Below are 25,441 nucleotides of genomic sequence, written 5' to 3' on the forward strand. Positions count from 1 at the left end.
GGTTAGCCCGCCAGCGCGGGGCGGCCCGGGGCGATGGCCTCGGCCTTGAGGCCGGTGTCGCCCACCGCCTCCTCAGCCGGGCGGCCCAGCACCAGCGTGGCCGCGAGCCGAGCGGCGCCGGGAGAGGTCTGCACGCCCGTGCCGCCTTGTCCGGCCAGCCAGAAGAAGCCCGGCGCGTCCGGTGCAAACCCGACGACCGGCAGGTGATCGGGCGCGAAGCTGCGCAGGCCTGCCCATTTGCTCTCGATCCGGCGCACATCGACGGCGCAGGTGGTCATCAGCCGGTCGACGCAGATGGCGACGTCCATCTCCTCGGGCTGAGCGTCGCAGGGCGCAGAGGGCGTTTCGTCGGCGGGGGAGGCGAGCAGCCGCCCGGCGTCCGGCTTCACGTAAAAGTCTTCTGGCGCGTCCACGATCATCGGCAGGGTGGCAACGTCGATGCCCTCGGGGGCGGCCACGGTGATGGCGGTGCGGCGCTTGGGCTGGAGGCCGACTTTGGCGACGCCGGCGAGGGCGGCCAGATCGTCGGCCCAGGCACCCGCGGCGTTGACGACCACGCCCACCCGCAGGCTCTCCTTGCCCAGCGTCACGCGCCAGCCGTCCCCCTCGCGGGCAAGGGCTGTGACTGGCGTGCCCATCTGCATCTGGGCGCCCGCCGCTTTTGCCTGCCGCAGGAAGCCCTGAAGCAGAGCGTGAACGTCGATGTCGCTTGCGCCGTCGTCGAGAAACGCGCGTTTCACATGGCCGGGCCGCAGGATCGGGGCGCGGGCCTCGGCCTCTTCGCCGCTCATCCAGATCAGCCGCTCGGGATCGCGCATGTGGCCGGGCAGGGCCTCGAGCATGGCGAGCTGGTCTTCGCTCGCGGTGCGCATCAGCCCGCGCGGGGTGAGCAGCGGCACCTCGGAAAACCCCTCGGGCGCGGCGTCGAAGAAGGGGCGGGAGAGGGCGGTGAGCGCCTGCATCGCGCTGCTGCCGTAGCCCGGCGCGAAGAGCGCGGCCGAGCGGCCCGAACTGTGGTATCCGGGCTGACGCTCCGCCTCGATCAGCACCACCGAGGCGCCGTTGGCGATTTCGGCTGCGGCCGAGACCCCCGCGATTCCGCCGCCAATCACGGCAACGTCGAAATCTGTCTGCATATCCGGGCTCCTTTTGCGCACAGACCTGCCCGGATCGGCGGCGGCGCACAAGGGGCAGCCTTTAGCTGCAGATATCCACGAGAGTGCCCCACTCGGTGCAGAGCGCGGCGAGGTCGGGGGTGAGGGGGGCGTCGGTGAAGAAGCGGTCGATGGCGGCGAGCGAGGCGATGCGGGCCGGGGCGGAGCGCTGGAACTTGGAATGGTCGGCCACGAGGAAGGTGCGGCGCGACTGGGCGAGGATGGCCTGACTGACGCCGACCTCCTGAATGTCGAAGTCGAGCATGTCGCCCTCGCGGTCGATCGCTGAGCAGCCGACCACGGCGAGATCGAACTTGAACTGCTGGATCGTCTCGGAGGCGAGCTTGCCGACCAGCCCGCCATCGGAGCGGCGCAGGGTGCCGCCGGTGACGACGATCTCGCAGTCGGAATTGGCGGCGAGGATGTTGGCCACGTTCATGTTGTTGGTGACGACCAGCAGGTTGCGGTGGCCCATCAGCTCGCGGGCGACCGCCTCGGTGGAGGTGCCGATGTTGAGGAAGATGCTGGCGTTCTCGGGGATCTGCGCGGCGCAGGCGCGGGCGATGGCGGCCTTGCCCTCGAGGTTCAGCGAACGGCGCTCCTCATAGCCGATGTTATGTGTGCCGGAGGCGAGGATCGCGCCGCCATGCACGCGCTCGATCTGCCCGGCTTCGGCCAGCTCGGAAAGGTCGCGGCGGATGGTTTGCAGAGTGACGCCGAAGTGCTCGGCCAGCCCGTCGACGGTGACTTTGCCGTCGCGGCGGATGATCTCCAGCATCTCGGGGTGGCGAAAGGCTTGGCTCACGTGTGGCGTCTTCCCGGTCGTCGATGTTCGGTTCTTTTCGCATGGCGCATGGGCGTGGGCAATTGATTTTGCTCGATTCCAGCGGGGCAAGGCGATTTTGCCTGACTTTGTCGAGGTTTCGCCGCATTGCGGCGTGCGCCGCCGCTCTGCGGCAAGTCTCTCTGAGCGTTGCAATTTTCGAAAAACGAAAACAAACGAACATTTTCGCTTTCGCTGTGCCGCGACTCGGTGCATAACTCCCGCTGAGGACACTTGGGAGGATTTCGTGTCGGAGGGGGCACCCGCAGAACCGGTCGACCTGTTCGTCATCGGCGGCGGCATCAACGGATGCGGCATCGCCCGTGACGCGGCAGGGCGTGGCCTTTCGGTCAGCCTGGCCGAGATGGGTGACCTCGCGCAGGCGACCTCTTCTTCCTCCACCAAACTCTTCCACGGCGGCTTGCGCTACCTCGAATTCTTCGAGTTTCGCCTTGTGCGTGAGGCGCTGAAGGAGCGCGAGGTGTTGCTGCGGAACATGCCGCACATCTCATGGCCGATGAGATTTGTGCTGCCGTATCATAGGGATATGCGGTTCGAGAAGGCGACGCCAACCTCGAAGCTGCTCTCGATCTTCATGCCGTGGATGCGGGGCCGTCGCCCGGCGTGGCTGATCCGCTTTGGCCTGTTTCTCTACGATCATCTCGGCGGGCGGAAGATTTTGCCCGGTACCCAGACCCTTACGCTGAAAGGGCGGGAGGAGGGCAAGGTGCTGCAGGAGCGGTTCGAGCACGCCTATGAGTATTCCGACTGCTGGGTGGATGACGCTCGCCTCGTGGTACTGAACGCCCGCGATGCCGAGGCGCGAGGTGCGCGGGTGATGACCCGGACCAAGGTGCTCAGCGCGGGGGTCGAAAACGGCCTCTGGCAGGTCGTAACGCAAAATATCGAAACCGGCGAAACCGCGCGCCACAGCGCCCGGATGCTGATCAATGCCGGCGGGCCGTGGGTCGGCGAGATCATCCGCGGCACGATCCGGTCGAACTCCTCCGAAGGCGTGCGGCTGGTGCGGGGCAGCCATATCGTGACGCCGCGCCTGACCAAATACGAGGACAAGGCGTATTTCTTTCAGGGCGAGGACGGGCGGATCATCTTTGCGATCCCCTATGAGCGCGACTTCACCCTGATCGGGACCACCGAAGAGGCGCATGAGAGCCCGGATGTGAAGCCCGAGTGCACGCCGGAGGAACGCGACTACCTGATCGATTTTGCCAACCGCTACCTGCGCGAGCCGATCAACGCCGACAACGTGGTGTGGACCTATAGCGGCGTGCGCCCGCTCTATGATGACGGCGCCAGCAGCGCGACGGCGGCGACGCGCGATTACACGCTTAAGGTGGATACCTCCGCAGGCGCGCCGGTGCTGAACATCTTCGGCGGCAAGATCACCACCTACCGGCGGCTGGCCGAGGCAGCGCTGGAGAAGATCGCGCCGCATTTTCATGGTCTTGGCCGCAAGTGGACGGAGAACGCGCCGCTGCCGGGCGGGGATTTTGCGCATGATGGCGTAACAGAGTTGCGGGATGGTCTGGTGACGGATTTTCCGTTTTTGACCGAGGATCACGCGCTGCGGCTGGTGCGGGCCTATGGCACCGAGGCGCGGGGTATTCTGGGAGAAGCAAAGGCGCTTTCGGACCTGGGCCGCCCCTTTGGCTACACGCTCTGGCAGGCCGAGGTGGATTGGCTCATGGCCCATGAATACGCCCGCAGCGCGGCCGACGTGCTGTGGCGGCGGAGCAAGCTGGGGCTGCACCTGAACGACGACGAGGTGCAGGCCCTCGACAGCTACATGAAACACCATCGGCGGGACGCAAGCCCGGCGGCGGCGGAATAGGGGGACGCATGGTTCTGGAACTGAAATCCGTGAGCAAGGTGGTGGGGCGCGAGACGCATATTCACCCCACCGACCTGCGGCTGGAGAACGGCACGATGAACGTGCTGCTGGGGCCGACGCTCGCGGGGAAGACATCGCTGATGCGGCTGATGGCGGGGCTGGATGCGCCGACCGAGGGCCGGGTGTTCTGGAACGGCGAGGATGTGACCGGGATGCGGGTGCAGGACCGGCAGGTGGCAATGGTCTACCAGCAGTTCATCAACTACCCGTCGATGACCGTCTATGACAACATCGCCTCGCCGCTGCGTCTGCAGGGCAAGGACAAGGCCGAGATCGATGCGGCGGTGCAGAAGACCGCCGAGATGATGAAGCTGACGCCGATGCTGGACCGCAAGCCGCTGGAGCTTTCGGGCGGGCAGCAGCAGCGCTGTGCGCTGGCGCGGGCGCTGGTGAAGGGCGCCGGGTTGGTGCTGCTCGATGAGCCGCTGGCCAACCTCGATTACAAGCTGCGCGAGGAGCTGCGGGTGGAGATCCCGAAGATCTTCGAGGAGAGCGGCGCGATCTTTGTTTATGCCACCACGGAGCCGGAGGAGGCGTTGCTGCTCGGTGGCAATACGGCGACGCTCTGGGAGGGTCGCGTGACCCAGTTCGGGCGCACACCCGAGGTTTATCGCCGCCCGGTGGATGCGACCACGGCGCGGGTGTTCTCGGACCCGCCGATGAACTTCCTTCAGGTCTCCAAGACCGGCGCGAAGGTGATGTTTGGCGAGGGCCAGTCCGCCGCTGCGACCGGCCAATTGGCCGACCTGCCGGACGGTCGGTATCTGGCCGGGTTCCGGCCGAACCATCTGGAGATCTTGCAGCACACCGACACGGCGCTGAAGTTCAATGCGCGGCTCAGCGTGACCGAGCTGACCGGCTCGGAGACCTTCGTGCATCTCGACCATGCCGGCGAGCGCTGGGTTGGGCTGGTGCATGGTGTGCATGACCTCGCGCCGGGGGCCGACCTCGCCGTGTGGCTCGACCCGAGCCACGTTTACATCTTCGATGCCGAGGGGGCGCTGGTTGCACCGGCCTCCTATGCGGCGGCGGCCTGAGGGGGGGACCATGGCACAGATCACGCTTGATAATCTCGCCCACAGCTACCTTGCCGCGCCGCAGAGCGAGGATGACTGGGCGCTGAAGGAACTGAACCACGTTTGGGAGGATGGGGCGGCCTATGCGCTGCTCGGTGCCTCGGGCTGCGGCAAGTCCACCCTGCTGAACATCATCTCGGGGCTCTTGCAGCCTTCGCGCGGGCGCATCCTGTTCGGCGATCAGGACGTGACCCATGCGCCGACCGCCGAGCGCAACATCGCGCAGGTGTTTCAGTTTCCGGTGGTCTACGACACGATGACGGTGCGCGATAACCTTGCGTTTCCGCTGCGCAATCGCGGCCATGACGAGGCCTATGTGGCCGAGCGCGTGGGCGAGATTGCCCGGATGATCGGCATGGAAGAGGTGCTGAGCCGCAAGGCGCGGGGGCTGACGGCGGATGCCAAGCAGAAGATCTCGCTGGGTCGCGGCATGGTGCGCAAGGATGTGAACGCGTTGCTGTTCGACGAGCCGCTGACGGTGATCGACCCGCATATGAAGTGGGAGCTGCGGACTCAGCTGAAGCAACTGCATCACGACTTTGGCCATACGATGATTTACGTGACCCACGACCAGACCGAGGCGCTGACCTTCGCCGACAAGGTAGTGGTGATGCACGATGGCCGGGTGGTGCAGATCGGCACGCCCGAAGAGCTGTTCGAGCGGCCTGAGCATACGTTTGTGGGCTATTTCATCGGCTCCCCGGGGATGAACCTGATCCCCGCGAAGGTGGAGGGCAACCGGGCCTATATCGACGGCGCCGAGCTGGAGCTGGCGGGCGGCTACGGGACTCTGCAGGGGCGCGTGGCGCTTGGTGTGCGGCCTGAATACGCCCGGCTTTCGGCTGATGAGGGCCTGCCGGTAAAGGTGCGGCGGGTGGAAGACGTAGGCCGGCACAAGATCGTCCGCGCCGAGTTTTTCGGCAATGAGATCAACGTGATCGCGGGCGAGGGCGACGAGATTGGGGCGGATATGACCCGCGTGGCCTTCGATCCGGCGCATGTGAACGTTTACGCCGACGATTGGCGCGTTGCACCGCAGGGGGAGGCCGCCTGATGGAAAAGACCACCAATCACAAGGCCTGGTTCCTCGTTCTGCCGGTGCTGATCCTTGTCGCCTTCTCCGCTGTCATCCCGCTTATGACCGTGGTCAACTACTCGGTGCAGGACACCTTCGGGAACAACGAGTTCTTCTGGGTCGCGCTGGAGTGGTTCGAGGAGATGCTGGAAAGCGACCGCATGTGGTCGGCGCTTTGGCGGCAGATCATGTTCTCGGGCATCATCCTCGCGATCGAGGTGCCGCTGGGCATCTTCGTGGCGCTGAACATGCCGAAAAAGGGCGTCTGGGCCTCGGTTTGCCTTGTGCTGATGAGCTTGCCGCTGCTGATCCCGTGGAACGTGGTCGGCACCATCTGGCAGATCTTCGGGCGGGTCGACATTGGCCTGCTGGGCCACACGCTGGCGGCGCTCGGGATTGACTACAACTACACCCGCGACGTGCTGGACGCATGGATCACCGTAGTGGTGATGGATGTCTGGCACTGGACCTCGCTGATCGCTCTGCTGGCCTATGCCGGGTTGCAGAGCATCCCCGATGCCTTCTACCAAGCGGCCAAGATCGACCAGGCGAGCCGCTGGAAGGTGTTCCGCTACATCGAGCTGCCGAAGATGCAGGGCGTGTTGATGATCGCCATTCTGCTGCGGTTCATGGACAGCTTCATGATCTATACCGAGCCCTTCGTGGTGACGGGCGGGGGGCCGGGCAATGCCACGACCTTCCTCTCCATCGACCTCGTGAAAATGGCGATCGGCCAGTTTGATCTCGGGCCCGCAGCCGCCTTCTCGATCATGTATTTCCTCGTGATCCTGCTGGTGAGCTGGGTGTTCTACACGGTCATGACCAACCTCGACAAAAGGGACGCGAAATGACGGATGCCACCGCAAATGCCCCCGCCATGAGCGCGCCCAAGGTGCGGGTGAAGGGCTCGGCCATCGTGATGGGGCTCTACCTGCTGTTCCTGCTGCTGCCGATCTACTGGCTGGTGAACATGAGCCTGAAGCATAACGCCGAGATCCTTGGCAGCTTCTCATTGTTTCCGCGTGATCTGACCTTCGACAACTACAAGGTCATCCTGACCGACCCGAGCTGGTACATGGGCTACGTGAACTCGCTGATCTACGTGGTGATGAACACGGTGATCTCGGTGGCCGTGGCGCTGCCGGCGGCCTATGCCTTCAGCCGCTACCACTTTCTGGGCGACAAGCACCTGTTCTTCTGGCTGCTGACCAACCGGATGGCGCCGCCGGCGGTCTTCGCGCTGCCGTTCTTCCAGCTCTATTCGTCGGTCGGCCTCTTCGACACCCACATTGCCGTGGCGCTGGCGCATTGCCTCTTCAACGTGCCGCTCGCGGTGTGGATCCTGGAGGGTTTCATGCGGGGGGTGCCGAAGGAGATCGACGAGACCGCCTATATCGACGGCTATTCCTTCCCGAAGTTCTTCGTGAAGATCTTCATGCCGCTGATTGCGTCGGGCATCGGCGTCGCCGCCTTCTTCTGCTTCATGTTCAGTTGGGTCGAGCTGCTGCTCTCGCGGACGCTGACCACGGTCGACGCCAAGCCGATTGCCGCGACCATGACCCGCACCGTCTCCGCCTCCGGCCTCGACTGGGGCGTGCTCGCGGCGGCGGGGGTGCTGACCATCGTGCCCGGCGCGCTCGTGATCTACTTCGTCCGCAACTACATCGCCAAGGGCTTCGCCCTGGGTCGCGTTTAAGGAGGAAAAACAATGGATTGGATGGCATGGACATGGCCCACCGCCATATTCTTTCTCGTGATCGCGAGCCTGCTGATCACCTTCACCATACTGGCGATCAAGTTTCCCGAGACGCCCCGCAAGGGGGTGCTCCAGATCGAAACCACACGGGGCGACCGCCTCTTCATCACCCTTCTCGGCTCGGCCTTCATCAACCTGGCCTGGCTCGGATTGACCGGACTTGCCCAACCTTGGGCGCTGGTCCTCTGCCTGATCTATGCCGCAGCGGTGTTCCGCTGGGTTTAGCGCAGGAAACAACAGCCGCGAAAAACGCGGCGCTTCATGAACCCAAAAGGGAGGAGAAACAATGAAGCTCAATCTCAGATCAACCACCGCCTTTACCGGCGGGCTGGCGGTGGCGCTCAGCCTCGCCGTGCCGGCCTTCGCGGGCATGGACGAGGCGCGGGAGTTCCTCGACGCCGAGATCGGTGATCTCTCCACGCTCTCGCGCGAGGACCAGGAAGCCGAGATGCAGTGGTTCGTCGATGCCGCCGCCCCGTTCTCGGGCATGGATATCAAGGTGGTGTCGGAAACCATCACCACCCACGAGTACGAGGCGCAGGTGCTGGCCCCGGCCTTCACCGCGATCACTGGCATCCAGATCACCCACGACCTCATCGGTGAGGGTGACGTGGTGGAAAAGCTGCAAACGCAAATGCAGTCGGGCGAGAACGTTTATGATGCCTACATCAACGACTCCGACCTCATCGGCACCCACTGGCGCTACCAGCAGGCTCACAACCTGACCGACTGGATGGCGGGCGATGGTGCCGATGTGACCAACCCCGGCCTCGACCTCGAAGACTTCATCGGTCTGTCGTTCACCACTGGCCCCGATGGGAAGGTCTACCAGCTGCCCGACCAGCAGTTCGCCAACCTCTACTGGTTCCGCTACGACTGGTTCAACGACGAGAAGACCAAGGCCGACTTCAAGGAAGCCTATGGCTACGACCTCGGCGTGCCAGTCAACTGGTCGGCCTATGAAGACATCGCCGAGTTCTTCACCGGGCGCGACATGTCTTACGCGGGCGGCCCGTCGGAGGGTGTCTATGGCAACATGGACTACGGCAAGAAGGACCCCTCGCTCGGCTGGCGTTACACCGATGCGTGGATGTCGATGGCCGGGATGGGCGACAAGGGTGAGCCAAACGGCCTGCCGGTGGACGAGTGGGGCATTCGTGTGAACGAAAACTCCCAGCCCGTCGGCTCCTGCACCTCCCGTGGCGGCGCAACCAACGGCCCCGCTGCCGTTTACGCCGTCACCAAGGCGATCGAGTGGCTGGAGAAGTACTCTCCGCCCGCCGCTGCCGGCATGACCTTTGGTGAAGCCGGCCCGGTGCCAGCGCAGGGCTCCATCGCCCAGCAGATGTTCTGGTACACCGCCTTCACCGCCGACATGGTGGGTGACGGGGCGGCTGCGGTGCTCAACGAGGACGGTACGCCCAAGTGGCGCATGGCTCCCTCGCCGCATGGCGCCTATTGGGAAGAGGGCACCAAGATTGGCTACCAGGACGCCGGCAGCTGGACGCTGCTGAAGTCCACCCCGATCGATCGTGCCAAGGCGGCCTGGCTCTATGCCCAGTTCGTCACCTCCAAGACGGTGGATGTGAAGAAGTCCCACGTGGGCCTGACCTTCATCCGCGAGAGCACCATCCAGGACGAGAGCTTCACCGAGCGCGCGCCCAAGTTGGGCGGTCTGGTGGAATTCTACCGCTCGCCCGCGCGGGTGCAGTGGTCGCCCACCGGGACCAACGTGCCGGACTACCCCAAGCTGGCGCAGCTGTGGTGGCAGAACATCGGTGATGCGATGTCGGGCGCGAAGACCCCTCAGGAGGCGCTGGACTCGCTCTGCGCCGATCAGGAACGGGTGCTGGAGCGGCTTGAGCGCGCAGGCGTTCAGGGTGATCTTGGCCCGGTCATGAATGAGGAGAAGGACCCGCAAGAGTGGCTCGATGCGCCCGGCGCGCCCAAGGCCAAGCTCGACAACGAGGACCCGACCCCGGAGACCATCAGCTACGATGAGCTGATCGCTTCCTGGAACTGACCGATCCTCCCCAGGCCGGGGCTGCCCTTGCGGTGGCCCCGGCCTTTTCCTGCGCTGACTTGCGCCACATGGGTTTGCTCGTCTGCCCGAAGTGTCTTCGCACAGACGATGAGGCCCGGGAGAGGGCAGAGCGCCAGCCCCGGTGACGCAGGCCGCGCATCGCGCTACACCATCCGTGAACAGGGAGGAGACGCATGACCTACATTCTTGCCATCGACCAGGGCACCACCTCCTCTCGGGCCATCCTGTTTGACAAAAACCTCGGCGTGGCCGCCACCGCGCAGGAGGAGTTCACCCAGCATTTTCCGGCTTCCGGCTGGGTGGAGCATGAGGCGGCCGACCTCTGGACGACCACTGCAGCCACCTGCCGCGCGGCCATCGAGAAGGCGGGCGCCAGCAGCGGTGACATTGCCGCCATCGGCATCACCAACCAGCGCGAGACCACGGTGGTTTGGGACAGGGCCACCGGCAAGGCGATCCACAATGCCATTGTCTGGCAAGACCGCCGCACCGCCGATTTTTGCCGCGATCTCAAGGCGCAGGGTCATGAAGAGGCCGTGACGGAGGCGACGGGGCTGCTGCTCGATCCGTATTTTTCCGGCACCAAGCTGCGCTGGATCCTCGACAACGTGGAGGGCGCGCGGGCGAAGGCCGAGGCGGGCGAGCTGGCCTTCGGGACCGTGGACAGCTGGATCATCTGGCACCTCACCGGCGGCAAGGCCCATGTGACCGATGCGACCAATGCGGCGCGCACGATGCTCTACGACATTCGCAAGGGCGCGTGGTCGGAAGAGATGTGCGCGCTGCTCGACATCCCCATGGCGATGCTGCCGGAGGTGAAGGACTGCGCCGCGGACTTTGGAACCACGCGTCCCGATCTCTTTGGCGGCCGCGAAATCCCCATTCTGGGCGTTGCGGGCGACCAGCAGGCGGCGACGGTGGGGCAGGCCTGTTTTGAGCCGGGGATGATGAAATCGACCTATGGCACCGGCTGCTTTGCGCTGCTCAACACCGGGGCCGATCCGGTGAAGAGCGAGAACCGGCTGCTGACGACCATTGCTTATCAGCTAGACGGCAAGCCGACCTATGCGCTCGAAGGCTCGATCTTTGTCGCCGGGGCGGTGGTGCAATGGCTGCGCGACGGGATGAAGCTGATCCGCGAGGCCGGGGAGACACAGCCGCTGGCGGAAGGAGCCGACACGGGGCAGGGGGTGGTCATGGTGCCCGCCTTCACCGGACTGGGCGCGCCTTATTGGGATGCCGATTGCCGCGGGGCCGTCTATGGCCTGACCCGGGCGACTGGGCCAGCGGAGTTTGCGCGGGCGGCGCTCGAAAGCGTGGGCTATCAGACGCGCGATCTGCTGGAGGCGATGCAAGCCGATTGGGGCGGGGCGGGGGAAACTGCTTTGCGCGTAGACGGCGGCATGAGCGCCTCGGACTGGGCGATGCAGTTTTTGTCAGACATCATCGGCGCGCCGGTGGACCGGCCCAAGGTGCTGGAGACCACGGCGATGGGGGCGGCCTGGCTCGCGGGTCAGAGGGCAGGGGTCTATCCCGACCGGGAGGGGTTTGCGAAGACATGGGCGCTCGACCGCAGCTTTGCGCCGGAGATGGCGGAGGCGGAGCGGGAGGAGAAATACGCCCGCTGGAAGCGCGCGGTGGCGGCGACGCTCAGCTTTTAGCGGCGGTGCCGCTGGCAGCCTCGGGCGGCTTGTTGCGGCCCGCGATCTGATCGAGCCCGTCGCGGAGCTGGGCGGCGGTGATCCGTTCCAGCTCGGCCTCGATCCTGGCGTGGGTTTTGCGCCAGATCGGGAGAGCTTCTTTCAGGATCGCGCGACCCTCGTCGGTCAGCATCAGGCGCTTGGCGCGCTTGTCTTTCTCGTCGGGTTCTTGCCGCATCAACCCGCGCCGCTCCAGCACCTTCACCGCCGCTGTGAGCGTGGTGCGGTCCATGCCCAATTGCCCGGTTAGGTCGGTCAGGCGGGGCGGGGCAGGGCGGTTGAGGCTCATCAGAAGCGAGAACTGGCCATTGGTCAGGCCGAGCGGGCGGAACACCTCGTCGAATATCCGCGCAAGCTGGCGTGCGGCGCGTTGCGCGCGCAGGCACAGGCAGGCCCAGCCGACCTCATGGGTCGCTTCGAGGGGAAGGTCCGGGTCCATCATTCTCTTATGTTGATATCAACCATAAAGCCTGTCAAGGTGAGCCCGGAATGCGCCATGAGGGAGGTATTTGCAATGGCATATGTTCAAGGGTTCCTGCTCGCCGTGCCGCAGGAAAACAAGGCGAAATACAAGGAAATGGCCGAGCAGGCGCTTGAGATGTTCAAGGGCTACGGCTGCATCGGGATGCAGGAGAACTGGGCCGTCGACGTGCCTGATGGCAAGGTGACGAGCTTTCCGATGGCGACCAAGATGGAGGAGGGCGAGGTCTGCGTGTTCTCGTGGGTGGTCTGGCCCGACAAGGAGACCTGCGACAAGGCGGCGGAGCAGATGACCAAGGACATGGAGGGCCAAGAGATGCCCGAGATGCCCTTTGACGGGATGCGGATGATGTGGGGCGGCTTCGAGCCGCTGGTGGCTTGGGGTGAAGGCTCGGTGCAATGATCCGGCAAGTGCTTGTGGCAGCGGCGTTTTTCGCCGCCGCCCCGGCCGTGGCACAAGACATGGCGATGGATCTGACCAAGACCGATCTGAGCACGCTGAAGGCCGGCACCTACACGCTCGATCCGTCGCATTCGAGCCTGATCTTCGAGGTGAACCACATTGGCATCTCGACCTTCCGGGCGAGCTTTGACAGCTTCACCGCAACGATCGAGCTGGACCCGGCGGACCCGTCGACCGCGCAGCTGACCGCGCGGGTTGATGTGGCCTCGCTCGATATTCCCACGCCGGAGCCGGAGGGCTTCAGGGCCATGCTGCTCGCGCCGCCGTGGTTCGACCTCGCGGGCCACCCCGAGATCACGCTCACCAGCGCGGCAATCCGCCTCACCGGGGAGAGGGCTGCCGAGGTGGAGGGGAGGCTCACGCTCAACGGCACCACTGCGCCGGTGGCGCTGACCGTCACGGCGCTCGGCGGCTGGGAGGGCAACCAGTATGACCCGAACGCGCGCATCGGTTTTAATGCCGAGGGGAGCTTCATGCGCTCGGCGCTGGGTTTCGATGTGGGCTTGCCGCCGCCCGGCTCCACGATGGGAGTTTCGGACGAGGTGCGGTTTACCATCGACGCCGAGTTCACCGGCCCGGCGTGGGAGGGGTGAGCAGCGCGGCGTGACGCAGGCCACATTGACGCCGCCCAACGCGCAGGGCAGCGTGGCGGCGATGACTGAAACGCCAGACCACCCCGCTCCGCCCGCCGGTTACACCCCGCTCGCCACCCTCTGCCCGGTCGATAGCTCGATGGGGCCGTGGTTCGTGCGCGACAATGACGACGGCTCGCGGACGGTGGGCTTCAGGATCGGGGCGCACCACCTCAACGCAAATGGCGTCTGCCACGGCGGTGTGACGGCGACCTTTGCCGACATTCTCGCGCGGGTGTTCAACGAAACCTACAGCGGCCGCAGCGGCGCCGCGCCGGTGGTGGGCAAGATGGCGACGATCACGCTGGATATCGACTATCTCGGCCCGGGGCTGCCCGGCGCGTGGATCGAGGCGACGCCCGAAGTGGTCAAGCGCACCGGCAAGATGCTCTTCACGCAGGCGCTGATCACCGATGGCCAGAGCCCTGTGGCGCGCTGCAAGGCAATCTATCGGCTGTTCCAACAAAAAGGCGGGACCGACTAGCGCCGATCCCGCCTTTCACGAGGGAACTTTCGTTGGGCCTCAGGCGACGAGCGTCACCGTGGAGGCGAAGAACATGGCCTGGCTCACGGCAAGGCGCACCTGCTCTTCGGTATAGGGCTTGGTGATCAGGAACACCGGCTCCGGCTTTTCGCCGGTCAGCAAGCGCTCGGGGAAGGCGGTGATGAAGATCACCGGCATCTCGCCAAACTCCGACAGGATGTCATTCACCGCGTCGATGCCCGAGCTGTTGTCGGCCAGCTGGATGTCGGCGAGGATCATGTCGGGCCGTTCCTGCTGGGCAAGCTGCACCGCGCCCTTGTGGGTACGGGCGACACCGGTGACGCGGTGGCCCATCTGGGCGACCACGGTCTCGAGATCCATCGCGATGATCGCCTCGTCCTCGATGATCATAACCTTGCCGCTGATCGAGCGGGCCATCTCTTCCTGCGCAGTGGCCACCATCTCTTCGGCCTCTTCGGCGGTGCTGTTGGTAATCTGGCCGATCTGCGCATAGGAGAACTGCTCGATGGTATAGAGCAGCAGCGCCTCGCGGGTGCCCGGGGTCAGAGGCGCCATGTGGCGCTGCGCCTGAGCAGCGAGGAAGCTGTCATTCTCGCTGGCTTCCACCGGGGCGCCGGAGCTTGTCCAAATCGCGTGGAAGGCTGCGAAGAGCGCCACGCGGGGGCTCTGGGAGCGGTCGCCGAGATCCGGATCGTCGAGCATGGCCTCAAGCGTGGCGGCGGCATAGGCGTCGCCCGACTTCTGGCTGCCCGTCAGCGCTCTGGAGTAGCGACGGAGATAGGGGAGTTCACGCGCGATACCGTCAGCGAAGCTTTCGGAGGATGCACTGTTCATGTTGCCTTACCCATAGTTTTTATAAGCGTTCGGGAACCAAACGTGACCCCCGGCGTTTGGTTCCAAATTAAAATGTGACACAGGGATTTTTTTGGGAACCAGATGGCCGGACATGGGTTGTGGCCACAAAGGAGCCTGCTTTTGCGCGGGTAAGGGACGCAGAAAGGTTAGAAGGTCGGAAATGAAAGAGCAGGAAAAACAGGCGAACGAGGGGCTGCGCCGTCAGATCGACGAGAACCTCCGTCGGGTCTTCCAGGCCCAGGTGGAGGAGGACGTGCCCGATCGGTTCACCGATCTCCTCAAACGGCTGCGCGAGCAGGATAACAGGAACGGAACCGCTGAATGACGCGCGCTGCACCTGAGCAGGCCTCGGCCGATCCGCGTGACGAGATCGTCGAGCATCTTCCGGCCATGCGCGCCTTTGCCATGAGCCTCGCCCGAAATTCAGCCCAGGCCGACGACCTCGTGCAAGATGCCGTGGTCAAGGCGTGGAGCAACTTCGACAAGTTCAAGGTCGGCACCAACCTGCGTGCTTGGCTTTTCACCATCCTTCGCAACACCTTTTACTCGGCGCGCCGCAAGTCTGGCCGCGAAGTGGCGGACGTTGATGGCATCATGGCCGGTGGCCTTGCCTCGAAGCCCGACCACGATGGCCGGCTCGCCTTGGCTGACTTTCAGGCTGCCTTTGCGACACTGCCAGATGAGCAGCGTGAAACGCTCTGGCTCGTGGGTGCGCTCGGCATGTCTTATGACGAGGCGGCGGAGACCTGTAACTGCGCCGTTGGCACCGTGAAGAGCCGCGCCAATAGGGCTCGCGCCCGCCTTGCCGAGCTGCTTCATCTGAAGGATGACGAAGAGCTGGAGCTGACCGACCAGAGCACCATGGCCGTGGTCGCTGCCAGCATCACCCCGCTCGGCTGAGCGAGGGGGAGGTGCGGAACTACGCGCAATCGCTGATCTTCAGGGTCGCCGTGATGCTCACGGTGGCCCTGTTGCCCGTTGGGATCATCGCCTTGATGCAAACGGCGAACGTCGCTCGACAGGCCAGCGAGCTGAATCGCTCCGCGCTCTTCGGGCGCACCGTGTCGGATGTGGAGGACATGCGCGAGTTGCTCCATGGCGGCTTTGCCTCGGCGCGGGTGCTGGCCACTTCGGTTGTGGGGCTGCGCGATGACCCGGCGGCCTGCTCGGAGCTGATGCGCCAACTCGTGGACCGCAGCGTTGTTTATACCCTCGCCACCTTCATCGACACCGAGAACCGCAGCGAGTGCAACTCGCGCGGTGAGCCCTATGACCTCGAAGGCTCCAGCGTTGCGGCGCAGATGGAGGCGAACCGCGTTCCGATGGCCGAATTGCTGGAGCGGGGGCGGATCTCGGGGCTGGAAGTGATGGTGCTGGCCTATCCGGTTTATCAGGATGGCGTTTATCTCGGCTTCGTTTCGATCTCGATCGAGGAAGATGACCTCTCTCGCCGGGAAGACAGCGTGGGCGCCTCTGCGACGGGGGAGGTGGAGCAGGAGCCGATTGACCTTGTGACCTTCACCGATGAGGGCAGGGTGCTGATGTCGGACCTGACGCAGGACCAACTCGATGCCGAGTTGCCGCAGGAGGTCTCGCTCAAAGCGCTTGTGGGCGGCGGGGTCACGGCGTTTTCGGGCGAGAGCCAGACCGGGGAGGCGCGGGTCTATACCCTTGTGCCGATCATCCCTGGGCTCGTGCATGCCATGGCGATCTGGGAAGATGAGGCTCCTGACGGGCTCAACTGGTACAGCGCCGCGCTTTTCCCGATCCTGATGTGGGTCATTTCGCTCGGCGTGGCCTATATCGCCGTGCACCGGCTGGTGCTGGTGCATATCCGCCGGCTGCGCTCGCGGATGATCCGCTTTGCCGCCGGGCACCGCAGCCTGAACACGGTGCCCGATGTCTCGCGGCGCGCGCCCTCCGAGTTGCGCGAGATGAACGAGACCTTTGAGAGCATGGCGGAAACCATCCTCCACGACGAGGCCGAGCTGGAGAACGGGATTCACGAGAAGAACCTGCTGCTGCGGGAGGTGCATCACCGGGTGAAGAACAACCTTCAGCTCATCGCCTCGATCATGAACATGGAGATCCGCAAGGCGACCGGGGAAGAGGCCCGCACCACCCTGCGCCGCATTCTCGACCGGGTGCTCGGGCTGGCAACGGTGCATTCCAGCCTGTACCAGACCTCGCGGCTTTCGGTCGTGCATGCCGATGCGCTGCTGAACGCGATCCTGCGCCAGACCCTTAGCACGGCCTTGCCGAAAGACGCGGGCGTGACGCCGAAGATGGAGATCGAGGATCTGACAATCGCACCGGATCAGGCGGTGCCGATCTCGCTGCTGACGACCGAGGCGGTGACCAATGCCACCAAGCACATGGGCCACCCCGACGGCCCGGGCTCGGCCTGGTTGACGGTTGAGCTGGAAGAGCTCGATCCGGTGGAAGACAGTGAAACCGGCGAGATGGGGCCGCCACGGGCACGGCTGACGGTGGCCAACTCCATCGGTGAGCCGCTGACCCGCGATTTCACCCCGCCGTCGAGCAATGGCCTCGGCAGCCAGTTGATCCGTGCCTTTGCGGCCCAGCTTGGCGGCAAGCTCGAAGTTGTACCCGGAGAGGAAGAGTTCCGCCTTGCGGTGACCTTCCCGATCGAGGAGCAGCCCGAAGGGGAGCCGGAGGCCGAGATTGCGCCGGGCGAACGCACGGTGCCGCCACGCAGCCTGCCCCGCGAGGACAGCGCGGCATGACCGGCGCGGGCGATCCTTCGCCCGGGTTTTCAGCGCGCCCCGGCCGACCCCAGCTGCTCATCACCGCCGATGAGGCCTATCCGGTGTTCGAGCGTCTGGTGCTTAGCGCGGAGCAGCGGGTGAACATGGGATTCCGTGTGTTTGACCTGCGCACCCGGCTCCGAAGCTCGGAGGGCCGCGCGGTGGGCGGCACATGGTCGGACCTGCTGGCCGATGCCCTGCGCCGCGGGGTGGACCTGCGGCTGATCCTTGCGGATTTCGACCCGATCGGCGCGCCCGATCTGCACCGGGGCACGTGGCGGACCATGCGCCAGTTCGCCGGGTTGCGGGAGCTGGCAGGCGAAGCGGGCACCGGCAAGTTGGAGGTGATGGCCTCGCGCCACCCGGCGCGGATCGGCGCGGTGCCGAGCGCGATCTTCTGGCCGGTGGCGGCATGGAAACTGCGCAAGGCGGCGCAGATGCTAAACGACCTTGATCCGGGCGAGCGCAGGCGTTTCTTATCCGAGGCACCGCGGCTATGCCCGAACCTCAAGGTGGAGGATGGCGGTGAAGGCAAGGTGCGGCCTGATTTTGCTCATCGGTTCCGCCTGACTCCTGTGACCCACCATCAGAAGCTCGCGGTGATCGACCGCAAGCGGCTCTACATCGGTGGGCTCGATCTGGACGAGCGGCGCTGGGACACGCCGGATCATAACCAGCCTGCCCGGCAGACGTGGCATGACACCCAGATGCTGTTTGACGAGCCGGAGCTGGCCGAGGCCGCCGAGCGCCACCTGAACCGCGTGCCGGATCAGACGGCGGGGGAGGGGCCGGAGCCGGAGGGCCGTGGCAACGAGGCGGCGCATGGCCCGCTGCGGCTGCTCACCACGCTCTCTGCTCCCTCCCGGCTTGCGCCTTTCCGGTTTTCGCCCAAGAGCCTTTCGACCGGGCTGTCGCGGGCGCATCTGGAGGCGGCCTTTGCGGCGAAGAAGTTCATCATCCTCGAAACGCAGTATCTGCGGAGCCGCCCGCTGGCCAAGGCGCTGGCGCGGCGGGCGCGGGAGGAGGCGGGACTGCACCTACTGGCGATCCTGCCCTCGGCCCCCGAGGAGGTCGCCTTTGCCAGCGGTGGCGGTGATGCGCGTTACGGCGAGTTTTTGCAGGCGCGCTGCCTGAGAATGCTGCGCAAGGCTTTCGGGCCGAGGTTTTACGCGCTGGCCCCGGCGCAGCACCGCCGTCCGGGCGACCCGCAGGACGAGGCCGGAGAGGCGGCAATCGGCGCGCCCGACGGGACCGAGCCGGAGCAGGCGCGGCGCCACGGGCGGGCCGCGCTCTTTGGGGCGCCGGTGGTTTATGTGCATTCCAAGCTGTCGATCTTCGATGATCAGCGGGCCATCGTCTCATCCGCCAACCTCAATGGTCGCAGCATGAAGTGGGATACCGAGGCGGGGGTGGAGATGACCGACCCGGCGACCGTGGCGATGATCCGCGAGCGGGTCGTGGACCACTGGTTCCCGAAGGTGGAGGAGGCCGAGCGAAGCGCCTTGCGCGATCTGGAGCGCGGCTTTGAAGCGTGGTTCAGGATTGCGCGGGAGGATGCGGGCAGGTCGCCCGAGAACCGCAGAGGCTTTCTGCTGCCCTACGATATGCGCCCGGCCCGCAGGTTTGGTGTGCCGGTGCCGGGTGTGCCGGAAGAGATGGTCTGAGCCACTCTCTCCCGGTCTGGCCGTTTACTCGCCCGCTTGAGCGGCGGCGGCAGCAGCGGCCTCTTCTTCCATCTCCTGCCTTCGCTCGACGGCCTGCATCAGGTCTTGGTCGGGCGTCATCAGATCGGCCACGAGCAGCACCCAGAGCAGGACCGGGATGGCCACGAAGCCCCCGAGTGGCCCCCAGATCCACAGGAAGAACACCAGCGACAGGAAGATCAGCAGCGGGTTCACTTTGAGCGTTTTACCGACGAGCGAAGGCGTCACGAACTGGCCTTCGGTCACGTTCATGCAGAGGTAAATACCCACCGGCATCACCGCCATGAAGCCATCGAATGTGACGATGCCACCGAGCAGCAGGAAGGTCGCAAAGATCGCCGGGCCGAGGTAGGGGATGAAGTTGACGGCAAAGGCCGCGAGGCCCCAGAGGATGGGGGAGCCCATGCCGATCACCATCATCGCCGCAGCCACGGCCACGCCGAGGCAGGCGTTGATCAGGGTGATGGTGATGAAATAGCGCGAGACCATGTGCTCGGCGGCCACCAGCGAGGATTTGTAGCGCTCCTGCGCTTGCGTATTGCGGCCACCAAGGGTTTTGGAGGCCCAGTCGTAGATGCTTTCGCGGGTGAACAGGAAAAAGAACAGCACGCCGGTGAAGATCATCAACTGCGCCGCGATCGTGGGCGCGAGGGCGATGGCGTCTATGGCGGAGGGCAGGGGCACGGACGACTCTTCGCCGCCGCCGCCGCCGCCGCCGCCATTCGCACCGCCCGCCGCATCCGGGCTGATCGCCTCTTTCACGTCTTCGGTCATCTGGTTGAGGCCGCGCAAGGCATCCTGAAACTGGCGCAGTGTATCCTGCAGCTCCTGCCAGACAGCGGGTAGCCGGTCGAGCGCGCGCCAGAGCACCGGCTCGAAGACCAGTGCAAGGGTCGTCAGCGCGACGAGTGCGAAAGCCAGAACGCTCCCGGCGGCTGCCGAGCGGGGCAGACCGAGGTGCAGCAGCAAGGCAATGGCGGGGGAGAGGATCACACCGGTGATCAGCGCAAGCACCGTTGGGGCAAGAAAGGAGGCGCCGGCTTTGAGCGCAGCGACTGTCAGGATGGCCGCAATAAGGGCCAGAGGCAGGGTGACGGAGCGGCTGCTCATCATCGGGATATGCTCCTCGGTGGCAAGGGTCGAGGCAAGGAATGGCGGCCGGGCTGGAAGTGGACGCCAAAGGGTTCTGGCTCAACGCCGGAACGGCCCCAAGGGTTGCGGCGCCGGACAAATAAAAAAGCGCCCCCTGTGGAGGGGGCGCTTTCGTTGATCAATTCAGATCAACCACCTTCGTATTCGGGGAAGCTCTTCAGCTGCTCCTCGGTGGTGTTCACATAGGCGCGCAGGTCGTCACCTTCGGCTTCTTTCTGGAGCGAGATGCCCTTGAAGCTGATGGCAACCGGCTTTTCGCCAATGCCGAGGAAACCGCCCACGTCGATCACCGCATCGGTGACCATGCCGTCGGAGGAGATCAGCACTTCAGAGATCTCACCCACGCGGTTGTCGTTGGGGTCGTAGACAGCCAGACCGCTCAGATCGTCGGACGACAGTTCGGTCACCATCACTTCGGCGTAGCCGTCGCGGGTGAAGCCTTCCATCGTGCCTTCTTCAGCCGGAGCTTCGGCCATGTCGGTCTCGGTGGCGTCGGTCTCGAGGGATTCCTCGGTGGCGTCGCCAGCAGTCAGGGCTTCATCAGTGGCTTCTTCGGTCGCCTCGGCGCCCTCGGCCATTTCCTCGCCAGCTTCGTCGGCAGCGGCTTCAACCTCGGCACCGGCTTCCGCCATCTCTTCCGAGGCTTCTTCACCGGCAGCTTCGACTTCGGCGCCAGCTTCAGCCATCTCCTGCTCGGCTTCTTCGCCGGCAGCTTCGACCTCAGCACCAGCTTCGGCCATCTCTTCCGAGGCTTCCTCGCCAGTCTCTTCGATGGCGGCTTCGCCTTCGGCGACCTCTTCGGTCATCTCGGCTTCGGCTTCGTCGGCGGCGTTGTCACCGGCTTCGGCCATGTCCGTCATCTCTTCGGAGGCGTTCGGATCAGCGGCCATCGGGTCGGCGGTCACGTCATCCGTTTCTGCCATGTCGACCTCTTCGCCGGGAGTCTCTTCCAGCGGGGTGGCGACTGAGCCGTCTTCGGCTTCAGCCTGCTCCATGGCGGCAGGTTCGGTGAACTCGAATGCCGGGGCCTGGTCGAGCGCCTCACGGCTGGAGGCGATGGTCACGAAGTACTCGCCGGGCGAGTTGCTGTCGGCCACCAGCTTCAGGGAGTCCATCGTCAGGGCAACCGGCTTTTCACCGATGCCGAGGAAACCGCCCACGTCGACGATCACGCCTTCGACTTCGCCGGTGCGGGCGAGGATCACGTCGCTCACCTCACCGATGTCTTCCCAGCCGGCGTCAGCTTCTTCGACGCCTTCGCCGTATTCCATCTCTTCGGACATGGCGTAGACGCGCTTGCCGATGAAGTTGCTGGCCATAACGTCCTGCTCGTCGGCGGACTGGATGAAGCCGCCTTCGGCCATCATCTCGGTCTGCGCTGCGGGATCATCGGTCGCGGTTTCGGGGGCCGTGGTGTCCTGTGCAAAGACAGGCATCGCCAGCGACGCCGTCAGTGCGGTCGTTGCAAGAATGCGTTTCATTGGGTCTCTCCGGATTTCTGGTTTCAGAAACTGCGGCTCGTGGCCGCTTGTGAGAAGTGAACCGAGGAATTAGGGGTTTGTTCCTGCGATTTATTTTTCAATTTAATGGGAACAAAAATAATGCAGCCGCGTTATTGCGCGCCTGCGGAATTAGATAATGTGCCGTCGAGGGGTGTTTTGATGTGCGAAATACCGCCGATCCGCTAAAGAAAAAGGGCGCCGCGAGGGCGCCCTTTTTGTTGCGTCATGTCAAACCGTGTTACGGCGTGCGGCCGCGCATGGCCCGGGCGACCATGGCCACCACGAAGAGCACGAGGAACACGAAGAAGAGCACCTGCGCGATGCCTGCACTGGCGCTGGCGATGCCGCCAAAGCCGAACAGAGCAGCGATAAGTGCGATAACGAGGAACGTAAGAGCCCAACCGAGCATTTTGATTTCCTTTCTGGTCTTTCTATTGGTTCGGGAGCGTTGCATCCCGATCTTGCCTGCCCAACTTCGAATGTCTGACGCCGGTTCCCATAATTCTTTTCAATTCGAGTTTGGAACCTTTGAGCCGCCGCCTTGTTGAATTGTCGAATGACACATCTGAATTGAAAAGGAGACGTCAGATGGCACAGGCCAAGACGACTGCAAACACCAGCAATACCACCCCCTCCGATGAGGTCTCGGCCCAGATCGCGGCGCTGAAGTCCGATATCGCCAGCCTCACCAACGCCGTCGCCGAGCTGGGCCGTGCCAAGTCGGCCGAGTTCCAGAGCTATGCCAAAGGCAAAGCGGCGGATGCCAAGGCCAAGGCGCAGGAAGGCGCTGACTACATGAAGCACAACGCCGAGTTCGCCTACGGCAAGGCCAATGACTTTGTGGTCGAGCGCCCGGCGACCGCCATCGGTATCGCGGCGGCAGTCGGCTTTCTCGTTGGTCACATCTCGGCCCGCAAATAACATGTTGGCCCGTTTGCAAATGAGCCTGGCGCATGCGTTGCGCCGGGCAGCTTTCTCGACGGGGGCCGGTCTTTGCTTTCTGGTCGGTGCCGCGTTCCTTACGGTGGCTGGCTGGATCTATCTGGTCGAAACCACATCGACCCAGACCGCAGCATTGATCGTTGGGGCCGTCTGGTTCGCCGGCGGGTTTATCCTGCTTGGCCTCTCCCGCCCCCGCAAGACGCCGCCGCCCGCTGCGGCCCCGCCCCAGACCAACGCTCTGGGCTTAGCCGAGGCCTTCATCGTGGGCCTTCAGGCCGGACGCGGCACCAGCCACAGGAAGTAACACATGGCCACCTCATGCCAGAACTGTCCGCTTCGGAAGAAGCCGATCTTCAAGGAGCTGTCCTCCCACGAACTCCGCTTCATGAGCGAGTTCAAATCGGGCGAGCTGACGGTCGAGCCGGGCACGCCGATCTTGATGGAAGGGTCCAACAGCCCGCAGCTCTACACAGCCCTGCGCGGCATGGGGCTGCGCTACAAGCTGCTCGAAAGCGGAGAGCGTCAGGTGGTCAACTTCGTCTTCCCCGGTGACTTCCTCGGCCTTCAGGCCGCGGTCATGGGAGAGATGGGACACTCGGTAGAGGCCTCCACCGCGATGACCCTCTGCGTTTTCGACCGCAACGCGCTGTGGGAGTTCTTCCGCTCGCATCCCGAACGGGCGTTTGACGTGACATGGATCGCCGCCGAAGAAGAACACTTCATGGGCGAGGCTCTGCTCAGCGTGGGTCAGCGAAATGCGGTTGAGGCCATCGCCTGGGCGCTGGTGAAGATGCACCAGCGCGGCGAGGCGCTCGGGCTGACGCGGAATGGCGAGATGCACCTGCCCTACCGGCAGCAGGATCTGGCGGATGCGCTTGGGCTTTCGCTGGTGCACACCAACAAGAGCCTTGCCAAGCTGCGCGACCGTCAGCTGGCAACATGGCGCAACGGCCGGCTTGCGCTGCATGATATCGAACAGCTGAGGCAGGTTGCCAAGCTCGATGAAGAAGCGCCGCGCGTGCGCCCCTTGATGTAGCGTTCAGCGCCCGGCCTTGGCCGCCGCCGCAAGAGCCTCGCGCAGCACCTCTCTATCCCCCACATGATTGGCCAGAAGAAGCACCAGCCGGGCGTTGAACCCCGCGCTGGCCTCTTCGCTAAGGCCGTCATGGGCGGCGATGAGTTCGGCGTAGAAGCCATCGGGGTCGGGGATGTTGGGGGCGGTGTTGAGCATGGGTCACTCCTTGGCCGTGGCGTGGCGGAGGGCGGCGGTGATGGTGGCGGCATCGGCCTCTGCCCAGCGGGTGGCCACGTGCTGGTCGGGCCGGATCAGGTAGAAGGCGTGGCTCGCCTCTCCGAGGTAGCGCTGGTGCAGGGCACTGGCTGGGCCTTCCGATTTGATTGCGAGCGTTGCGAGGCCATCAGGCAGGTTTTCGGGGACGGCGCAGTCGAGGCAGAGCAGGGTGAAGCCGTTGCCGAGGCGGTTGAGCAGGAAGCCATCGGGCAAGGGGGCATCGGGGCAGGGCGCGCCGGGGCGGGTCCGCGCAGGCCCACCGGGCAGGGCATCGGCCCCGTTCAGCGGGCCCCCGTCGTAGGTGCAGGGCACCGAGAGGCGGCCGGAATTGACCAGCGGGCGGGCAAAGGCGTGGTGCTCGGCGAGGTCCAGCACCGCATTGCGGAACATGTGACTGACGGGTGACTTGGGTGTGATGAAGTCGGTCGAGCGGGTGGAGTTGAGGATGTTCTCATCGGCCCCATAGCGGCGCTCTTCGCAGTAGGTATCGAGCAGGGCATCGGGGGCCTCGCCGCGCAGGACCATGCCGAGCTTCCAGCCGAGGTTGTCGGCATCCTGAATCCCCGAGTTCGCCCCGCGCGCGCCGAAGGGGCTGACCTGATGGGCCGAGTCGCCGGCAAAGATCACCCGGTCATGGCGGAACTTCTTCATCCGGCGGCATTGGAAGGTGTAGATCGAGGTCCAGACGATCTCGTACTCCACATCCGGCCCGAGCATGGCGTCGAGGCGGCGGCGGACGTTCTCTTCTTTCAGCTCCTCGGCTCGATCCACATCCCAGCCGATCTGAAAATCCACGCGCCACTCGCCATCGGGCTGCTTGTGCAACAGCGTGGAAGCCCCGGCGCCGTGGGACGGCTCGAACGCGAACCAGCGCTCGGTGGGGAAGGGGGCAGCCATGGTGATATCGGCGATCAGGAAGCTGTCCTGGAAAACACGGCCTTCGAAATCGAGACCCATGAGCTTGCGGGTGGGCGAACCTGCCCCATCGCTGGCGATGACGTAGTCGGCCTCGAGCGTATATGGGCCATCGGGCGTGGCGATGTTCAGCGCCACGTGGGTGCCATGCTGGGTGAGCCCGTCGATCCTGTTGCGACCGCGCAGGTCGATCTTTGCCCCCTCGGCATTGGCTTCGCGGATGCGCTCGACGAGGAACTTTTCGAAGTAGGGCTGCTGGAGGTTGATGAAGGCCGGAAACTTGTGGCCGTCCTCCGGCAGGAGATTGAACTCGAATACCTTGCGGTCTTCGTGGAAGACCTTGCCGAGGTTCCAGACCACGCCCTTGGCGAGGGCCTTTTCGCCGAACCCGTAACGATCGGCGATCTCGAGGCAGCGCTTGGAAAAGCAGATCGCCCGCGAGCCCTGGCCGACGCCTTCATGGTCGTCGAGCAGCACGACCGGCAGCCCCTGCAGGCCGAGATCCAGCGCGCAGGCCAGCCCGATGGGGCCGCCGCCGATGATGACGACGGGGTGGCGCACCGGCTGGGCCGCGTCCTGGTCGGCGTGTCGGGCGTAGGGATAGAGCCGGTGGGCGAGGGGGTAGCGGTCTTGGATCATGGTCTCCTCCATGCCCGGAACGGATGCGCTATGGCTGCGCATCCGGTGGGCGGT

The 25,441-nt window shown here is 64.8% G+C and carries 27 protein-coding genes; 18 read left to right on the top strand and 9 right to left on the bottom strand.

What is annotated here, in order from left to right; genetic code table 11:
* Positions 1 to 2 precede the first annotated feature (2 nt).
* Positions 3 to 1,136: an NAD(P)/FAD-dependent oxidoreductase gene (locus tag KUV38_RS04715; protein WP_222468940.1), complete on the bottom strand. Its 1,134-nt coding sequence runs from the start codon at positions 1,134 to 1,136 to the stop codon at positions 3 to 5.
* Positions 1,137 to 1,197: 61 nt separating this feature from the next.
* Positions 1,198 to 1,959: a DeoR/GlpR family DNA-binding transcription regulator gene (locus tag KUV38_RS04720; protein WP_222468941.1), complete on the bottom strand. Its 762-nt coding sequence runs from the start codon at positions 1,957 to 1,959 to the stop codon at positions 1,198 to 1,200.
* Positions 1,960 to 2,224: 265 nt separating this feature from the next.
* Between KUV38_RS04720 and glpD the strand changes: the two genes are divergently transcribed.
* The 8 genes from glpD (at position 2,225) to glpK (ending at position 11,501) form a co-directional block, all read left to right on the top strand.
* The gene (gene glpD, locus KUV38_RS04725; RefSeq protein WP_315898594.1) at positions 2,225 to 3,829 is read left to right on the top strand and encodes a glycerol-3-phosphate dehydrogenase; all 1,605 of its coding nucleotides are present in this window, start codon (positions 2,225 to 2,227) and stop codon (positions 3,827 to 3,829) included.
* An 8-nt stretch (positions 3,830 to 3,837) separates the two neighbouring features.
* Positions 3,838 to 4,926 carry an ABC transporter ATP-binding protein gene (locus KUV38_RS04730; protein WP_222468943.1) on the top strand — a complete coding sequence of 363 codons (1,089 nt, stop codon included), beginning with the start codon at positions 3,838 to 3,840 and terminating at the stop codon, positions 4,924 to 4,926.
* Positions 4,927 to 4,936: 10 nt separating this feature from the next.
* Positions 4,937 to 6,019: an ABC transporter ATP-binding protein gene (locus tag KUV38_RS04735; protein WP_222468944.1), complete on the top strand. Its 1,083-nt coding sequence runs from the start codon at positions 4,937 to 4,939 to the stop codon at positions 6,017 to 6,019.
* Positions 6,019 to 6,891 (top strand): carbohydrate ABC transporter permease, encoded by an 873-nt coding sequence (locus KUV38_RS04740; RefSeq protein ID WP_222468945.1) that lies wholly within the window; start codon positions 6,019 to 6,021, stop codon positions 6,889 to 6,891. The genes KUV38_RS04735 and KUV38_RS04740 overlap by 1 nt, the downstream gene beginning before the upstream one ends.
* Positions 6,888 to 7,736, top strand: coding sequence for a carbohydrate ABC transporter permease (locus KUV38_RS04745; protein ID WP_222468946.1), 849 nt, complete (start codon positions 6,888 to 6,890; stop codon positions 7,734 to 7,736). Before KUV38_RS04740 ends, KUV38_RS04745 begins: the two co-directional genes overlap by 4 nt.
* A 12-nt stretch (positions 7,737 to 7,748) precedes the next feature.
* Positions 7,749 to 8,021, top strand: coding sequence for a DUF2160 domain-containing protein (locus KUV38_RS04750; protein WP_222468947.1), 273 nt, complete (start codon positions 7,749 to 7,751; stop codon positions 8,019 to 8,021).
* A 61-nt stretch (positions 8,022 to 8,082) separates the two neighbouring features.
* Positions 8,083 to 9,819 (top strand): ABC transporter substrate-binding protein, encoded by a 1,737-nt coding sequence (locus KUV38_RS04755; protein WP_222468948.1) that lies wholly within the window; start codon positions 8,083 to 8,085, stop codon positions 9,817 to 9,819.
* A gap of 194 nt (positions 9,820 to 10,013) precedes the next feature.
* Positions 10,014 to 11,501 carry a glycerol kinase GlpK gene (gene glpK / locus KUV38_RS04760; protein ID WP_222468949.1) on the top strand — a complete coding sequence of 496 codons (1,488 nt, stop codon included), beginning with the start codon at positions 10,014 to 10,016 and terminating at the stop codon, positions 11,499 to 11,501.
* On the opposite strand, the gene KUV38_RS04765 is transcribed toward glpK, so the two are convergent.
* Positions 11,491 to 11,982 carry a MarR family winged helix-turn-helix transcriptional regulator gene (locus KUV38_RS04765; protein ID WP_222468950.1) on the bottom strand — a complete coding sequence of 164 codons (492 nt, stop codon included), beginning with the start codon at positions 11,980 to 11,982 and terminating at the stop codon, positions 11,491 to 11,493. The genes glpK and KUV38_RS04765 overlap by 11 nt on opposite strands.
* 72 nt (positions 11,983 to 12,054) lie before the next feature.
* On the opposite strand from KUV38_RS04765, the gene KUV38_RS04770 reads away from it, so the two are divergent.
* From KUV38_RS04770 to KUV38_RS04780, 3 genes are read left to right on the top strand one after another with little or no spacing between them, the layout of a single operon-like run.
* Complete coding sequence (locus KUV38_RS04770) at positions 12,055 to 12,423, top strand: DUF1428 domain-containing protein (RefSeq protein WP_222468951.1); 369 nt, start codon at positions 12,055 to 12,057, stop codon at positions 12,421 to 12,423.
* A complete protein-coding gene (locus KUV38_RS04775) occupies positions 12,420 to 13,076 on the top strand; it encodes a YceI family protein (RefSeq protein WP_222468952.1) in 657 nt (218 codons plus the stop codon). The genes KUV38_RS04770 and KUV38_RS04775 overlap by 4 nt, the downstream gene beginning before the upstream one ends.
* A gap of 10 nt (positions 13,077 to 13,086) precedes the next feature.
* A complete protein-coding gene (locus tag KUV38_RS04780; RefSeq protein ID WP_222468953.1) occupies positions 13,087 to 13,599 on the top strand; it encodes a PaaI family thioesterase in 513 nt (170 codons plus the stop codon).
* Between the two features lie 39 nt (positions 13,600 to 13,638).
* Here KUV38_RS04780 and KUV38_RS04785 read toward each other — a convergent pair whose 3' ends face one another.
* Positions 13,639 to 14,454 (bottom strand): response regulator, encoded by an 816-nt coding sequence (locus KUV38_RS04785; RefSeq protein WP_222468954.1) that lies wholly within the window; start codon positions 14,452 to 14,454, stop codon positions 13,639 to 13,641.
* 181 nt (positions 14,455 to 14,635) lie between these two features.
* Between KUV38_RS04785 and KUV38_RS04790 the strand changes: the two genes are divergently transcribed.
* From KUV38_RS04790 to KUV38_RS04805, 4 genes are read left to right on the top strand one after another with little or no spacing between them, the layout of a single operon-like run.
* Complete coding sequence (locus tag KUV38_RS04790) at positions 14,636 to 14,800, top strand: NepR family anti-sigma factor (RefSeq protein ID WP_222468955.1); 165 nt, start codon at positions 14,636 to 14,638, stop codon at positions 14,798 to 14,800.
* On the top strand, positions 14,797 to 15,375 hold the full coding sequence (locus KUV38_RS04795; RefSeq protein WP_222468956.1) for an RNA polymerase sigma factor: 579 nt from the start codon (positions 14,797 to 14,799) through the stop codon (positions 15,373 to 15,375). The genes KUV38_RS04790 and KUV38_RS04795 overlap by 4 nt, the downstream gene beginning before the upstream one ends.
* A gap of 11 nt (positions 15,376 to 15,386) precedes the next feature.
* On the top strand, positions 15,387 to 17,222 hold the full coding sequence (locus KUV38_RS21090; protein ID WP_222468957.1) for a sensor histidine kinase: 1,836 nt from the start codon (positions 15,387 to 15,389) through the stop codon (positions 17,220 to 17,222).
* Positions 17,219 to 18,907 (top strand): phospholipase D family protein, encoded by a 1,689-nt coding sequence (locus KUV38_RS04805; RefSeq protein ID WP_222468958.1) that lies wholly within the window; start codon positions 17,219 to 17,221, stop codon positions 18,905 to 18,907. Before KUV38_RS21090 ends, KUV38_RS04805 begins: the two co-directional genes overlap by 4 nt.
* A gap of 24 nt (positions 18,908 to 18,931) precedes the next feature.
* Here KUV38_RS04805 and KUV38_RS04810 read toward each other — a convergent pair whose 3' ends face one another.
* The 3 genes from KUV38_RS04810 to KUV38_RS04820 all read right to left on the bottom strand — a co-directional run bounded on the left by KUV38_RS04810 (position 18,932) and on the right by KUV38_RS04820 (position 22,009).
* Entirely contained in the window at positions 18,932 to 20,059 is a 1,128-nt protein-coding gene (locus KUV38_RS04810) for an AI-2E family transporter (protein ID WP_222468959.1), read from the bottom strand.
* Between the two features lie 167 nt (positions 20,060 to 20,226).
* Positions 20,227 to 21,579 carry a PRC-barrel domain-containing protein gene (locus KUV38_RS04815; RefSeq protein ID WP_222468960.1) on the bottom strand — a complete coding sequence of 451 codons (1,353 nt, stop codon included), beginning with the start codon at positions 21,577 to 21,579 and terminating at the stop codon, positions 20,227 to 20,229.
* A 259-nt stretch (positions 21,580 to 21,838) separates the two neighbouring features.
* Entirely contained in the window at positions 21,839 to 22,009 is a 171-nt protein-coding gene (locus KUV38_RS04820; protein WP_222468961.1) for a DUF1328 domain-containing protein, read from the bottom strand.
* 179 nt (positions 22,010 to 22,188) lie between these two features.
* On the opposite strand from KUV38_RS04820, the gene KUV38_RS04825 reads away from it, so the two are divergent.
* Genes KUV38_RS04825 through KUV38_RS04835 form a run of 3 tightly spaced genes read left to right on the top strand, consistent with a single transcriptional unit; the run spans position 22,189 to position 23,578 of the window.
* Positions 22,189 to 22,521, top strand: a complete 333-nt coding sequence (locus tag KUV38_RS04825; RefSeq protein WP_222468962.1) for a YqjD family protein — start codon at positions 22,189 to 22,191, stop codon at positions 22,519 to 22,521.
* A gap of 19 nt (positions 22,522 to 22,540) precedes the next feature.
* Complete coding sequence (locus KUV38_RS04830; RefSeq protein WP_222468963.1) at positions 22,541 to 22,846, top strand: hypothetical protein; 306 nt, start codon at positions 22,541 to 22,543, stop codon at positions 22,844 to 22,846.
* A 3-nt stretch (positions 22,847 to 22,849) separates the two neighbouring features.
* Positions 22,850 to 23,578 carry a Crp/Fnr family transcriptional regulator gene (locus tag KUV38_RS04835; RefSeq protein WP_222468964.1) on the top strand — a complete coding sequence of 243 codons (729 nt, stop codon included), beginning with the start codon at positions 22,850 to 22,852 and terminating at the stop codon, positions 23,576 to 23,578.
* Positions 23,579 to 23,581: 3 nt separating this feature from the next.
* Here KUV38_RS04835 and KUV38_RS04840 read toward each other — a convergent pair whose 3' ends face one another.
* Together KUV38_RS04840 and KUV38_RS04845 are read right to left on the bottom strand one after the other, a co-directional pair.
* On the bottom strand, positions 23,582 to 23,773 hold the full coding sequence (locus KUV38_RS04840) for a DUF2783 domain-containing protein (RefSeq protein ID WP_222468965.1): 192 nt from the start codon (positions 23,771 to 23,773) through the stop codon (positions 23,582 to 23,584).
* A gap of 3 nt (positions 23,774 to 23,776) precedes the next feature.
* On the bottom strand, positions 23,777 to 25,387 hold the full coding sequence (locus KUV38_RS04845) for an FAD-dependent oxidoreductase (protein WP_222468966.1): 1,611 nt from the start codon (positions 25,385 to 25,387) through the stop codon (positions 23,777 to 23,779).
* Between the last annotated feature and the right edge of the window lie 54 nt (positions 25,388 to 25,441).

Origin of the sequence: Vannielia litorea, from assembly GCF_019801175.1 — a bacterium.
GTDB lineage: Bacteria > Pseudomonadota > Alphaproteobacteria > Rhodobacterales > Rhodobacteraceae > Vannielia > Vannielia litorea_B.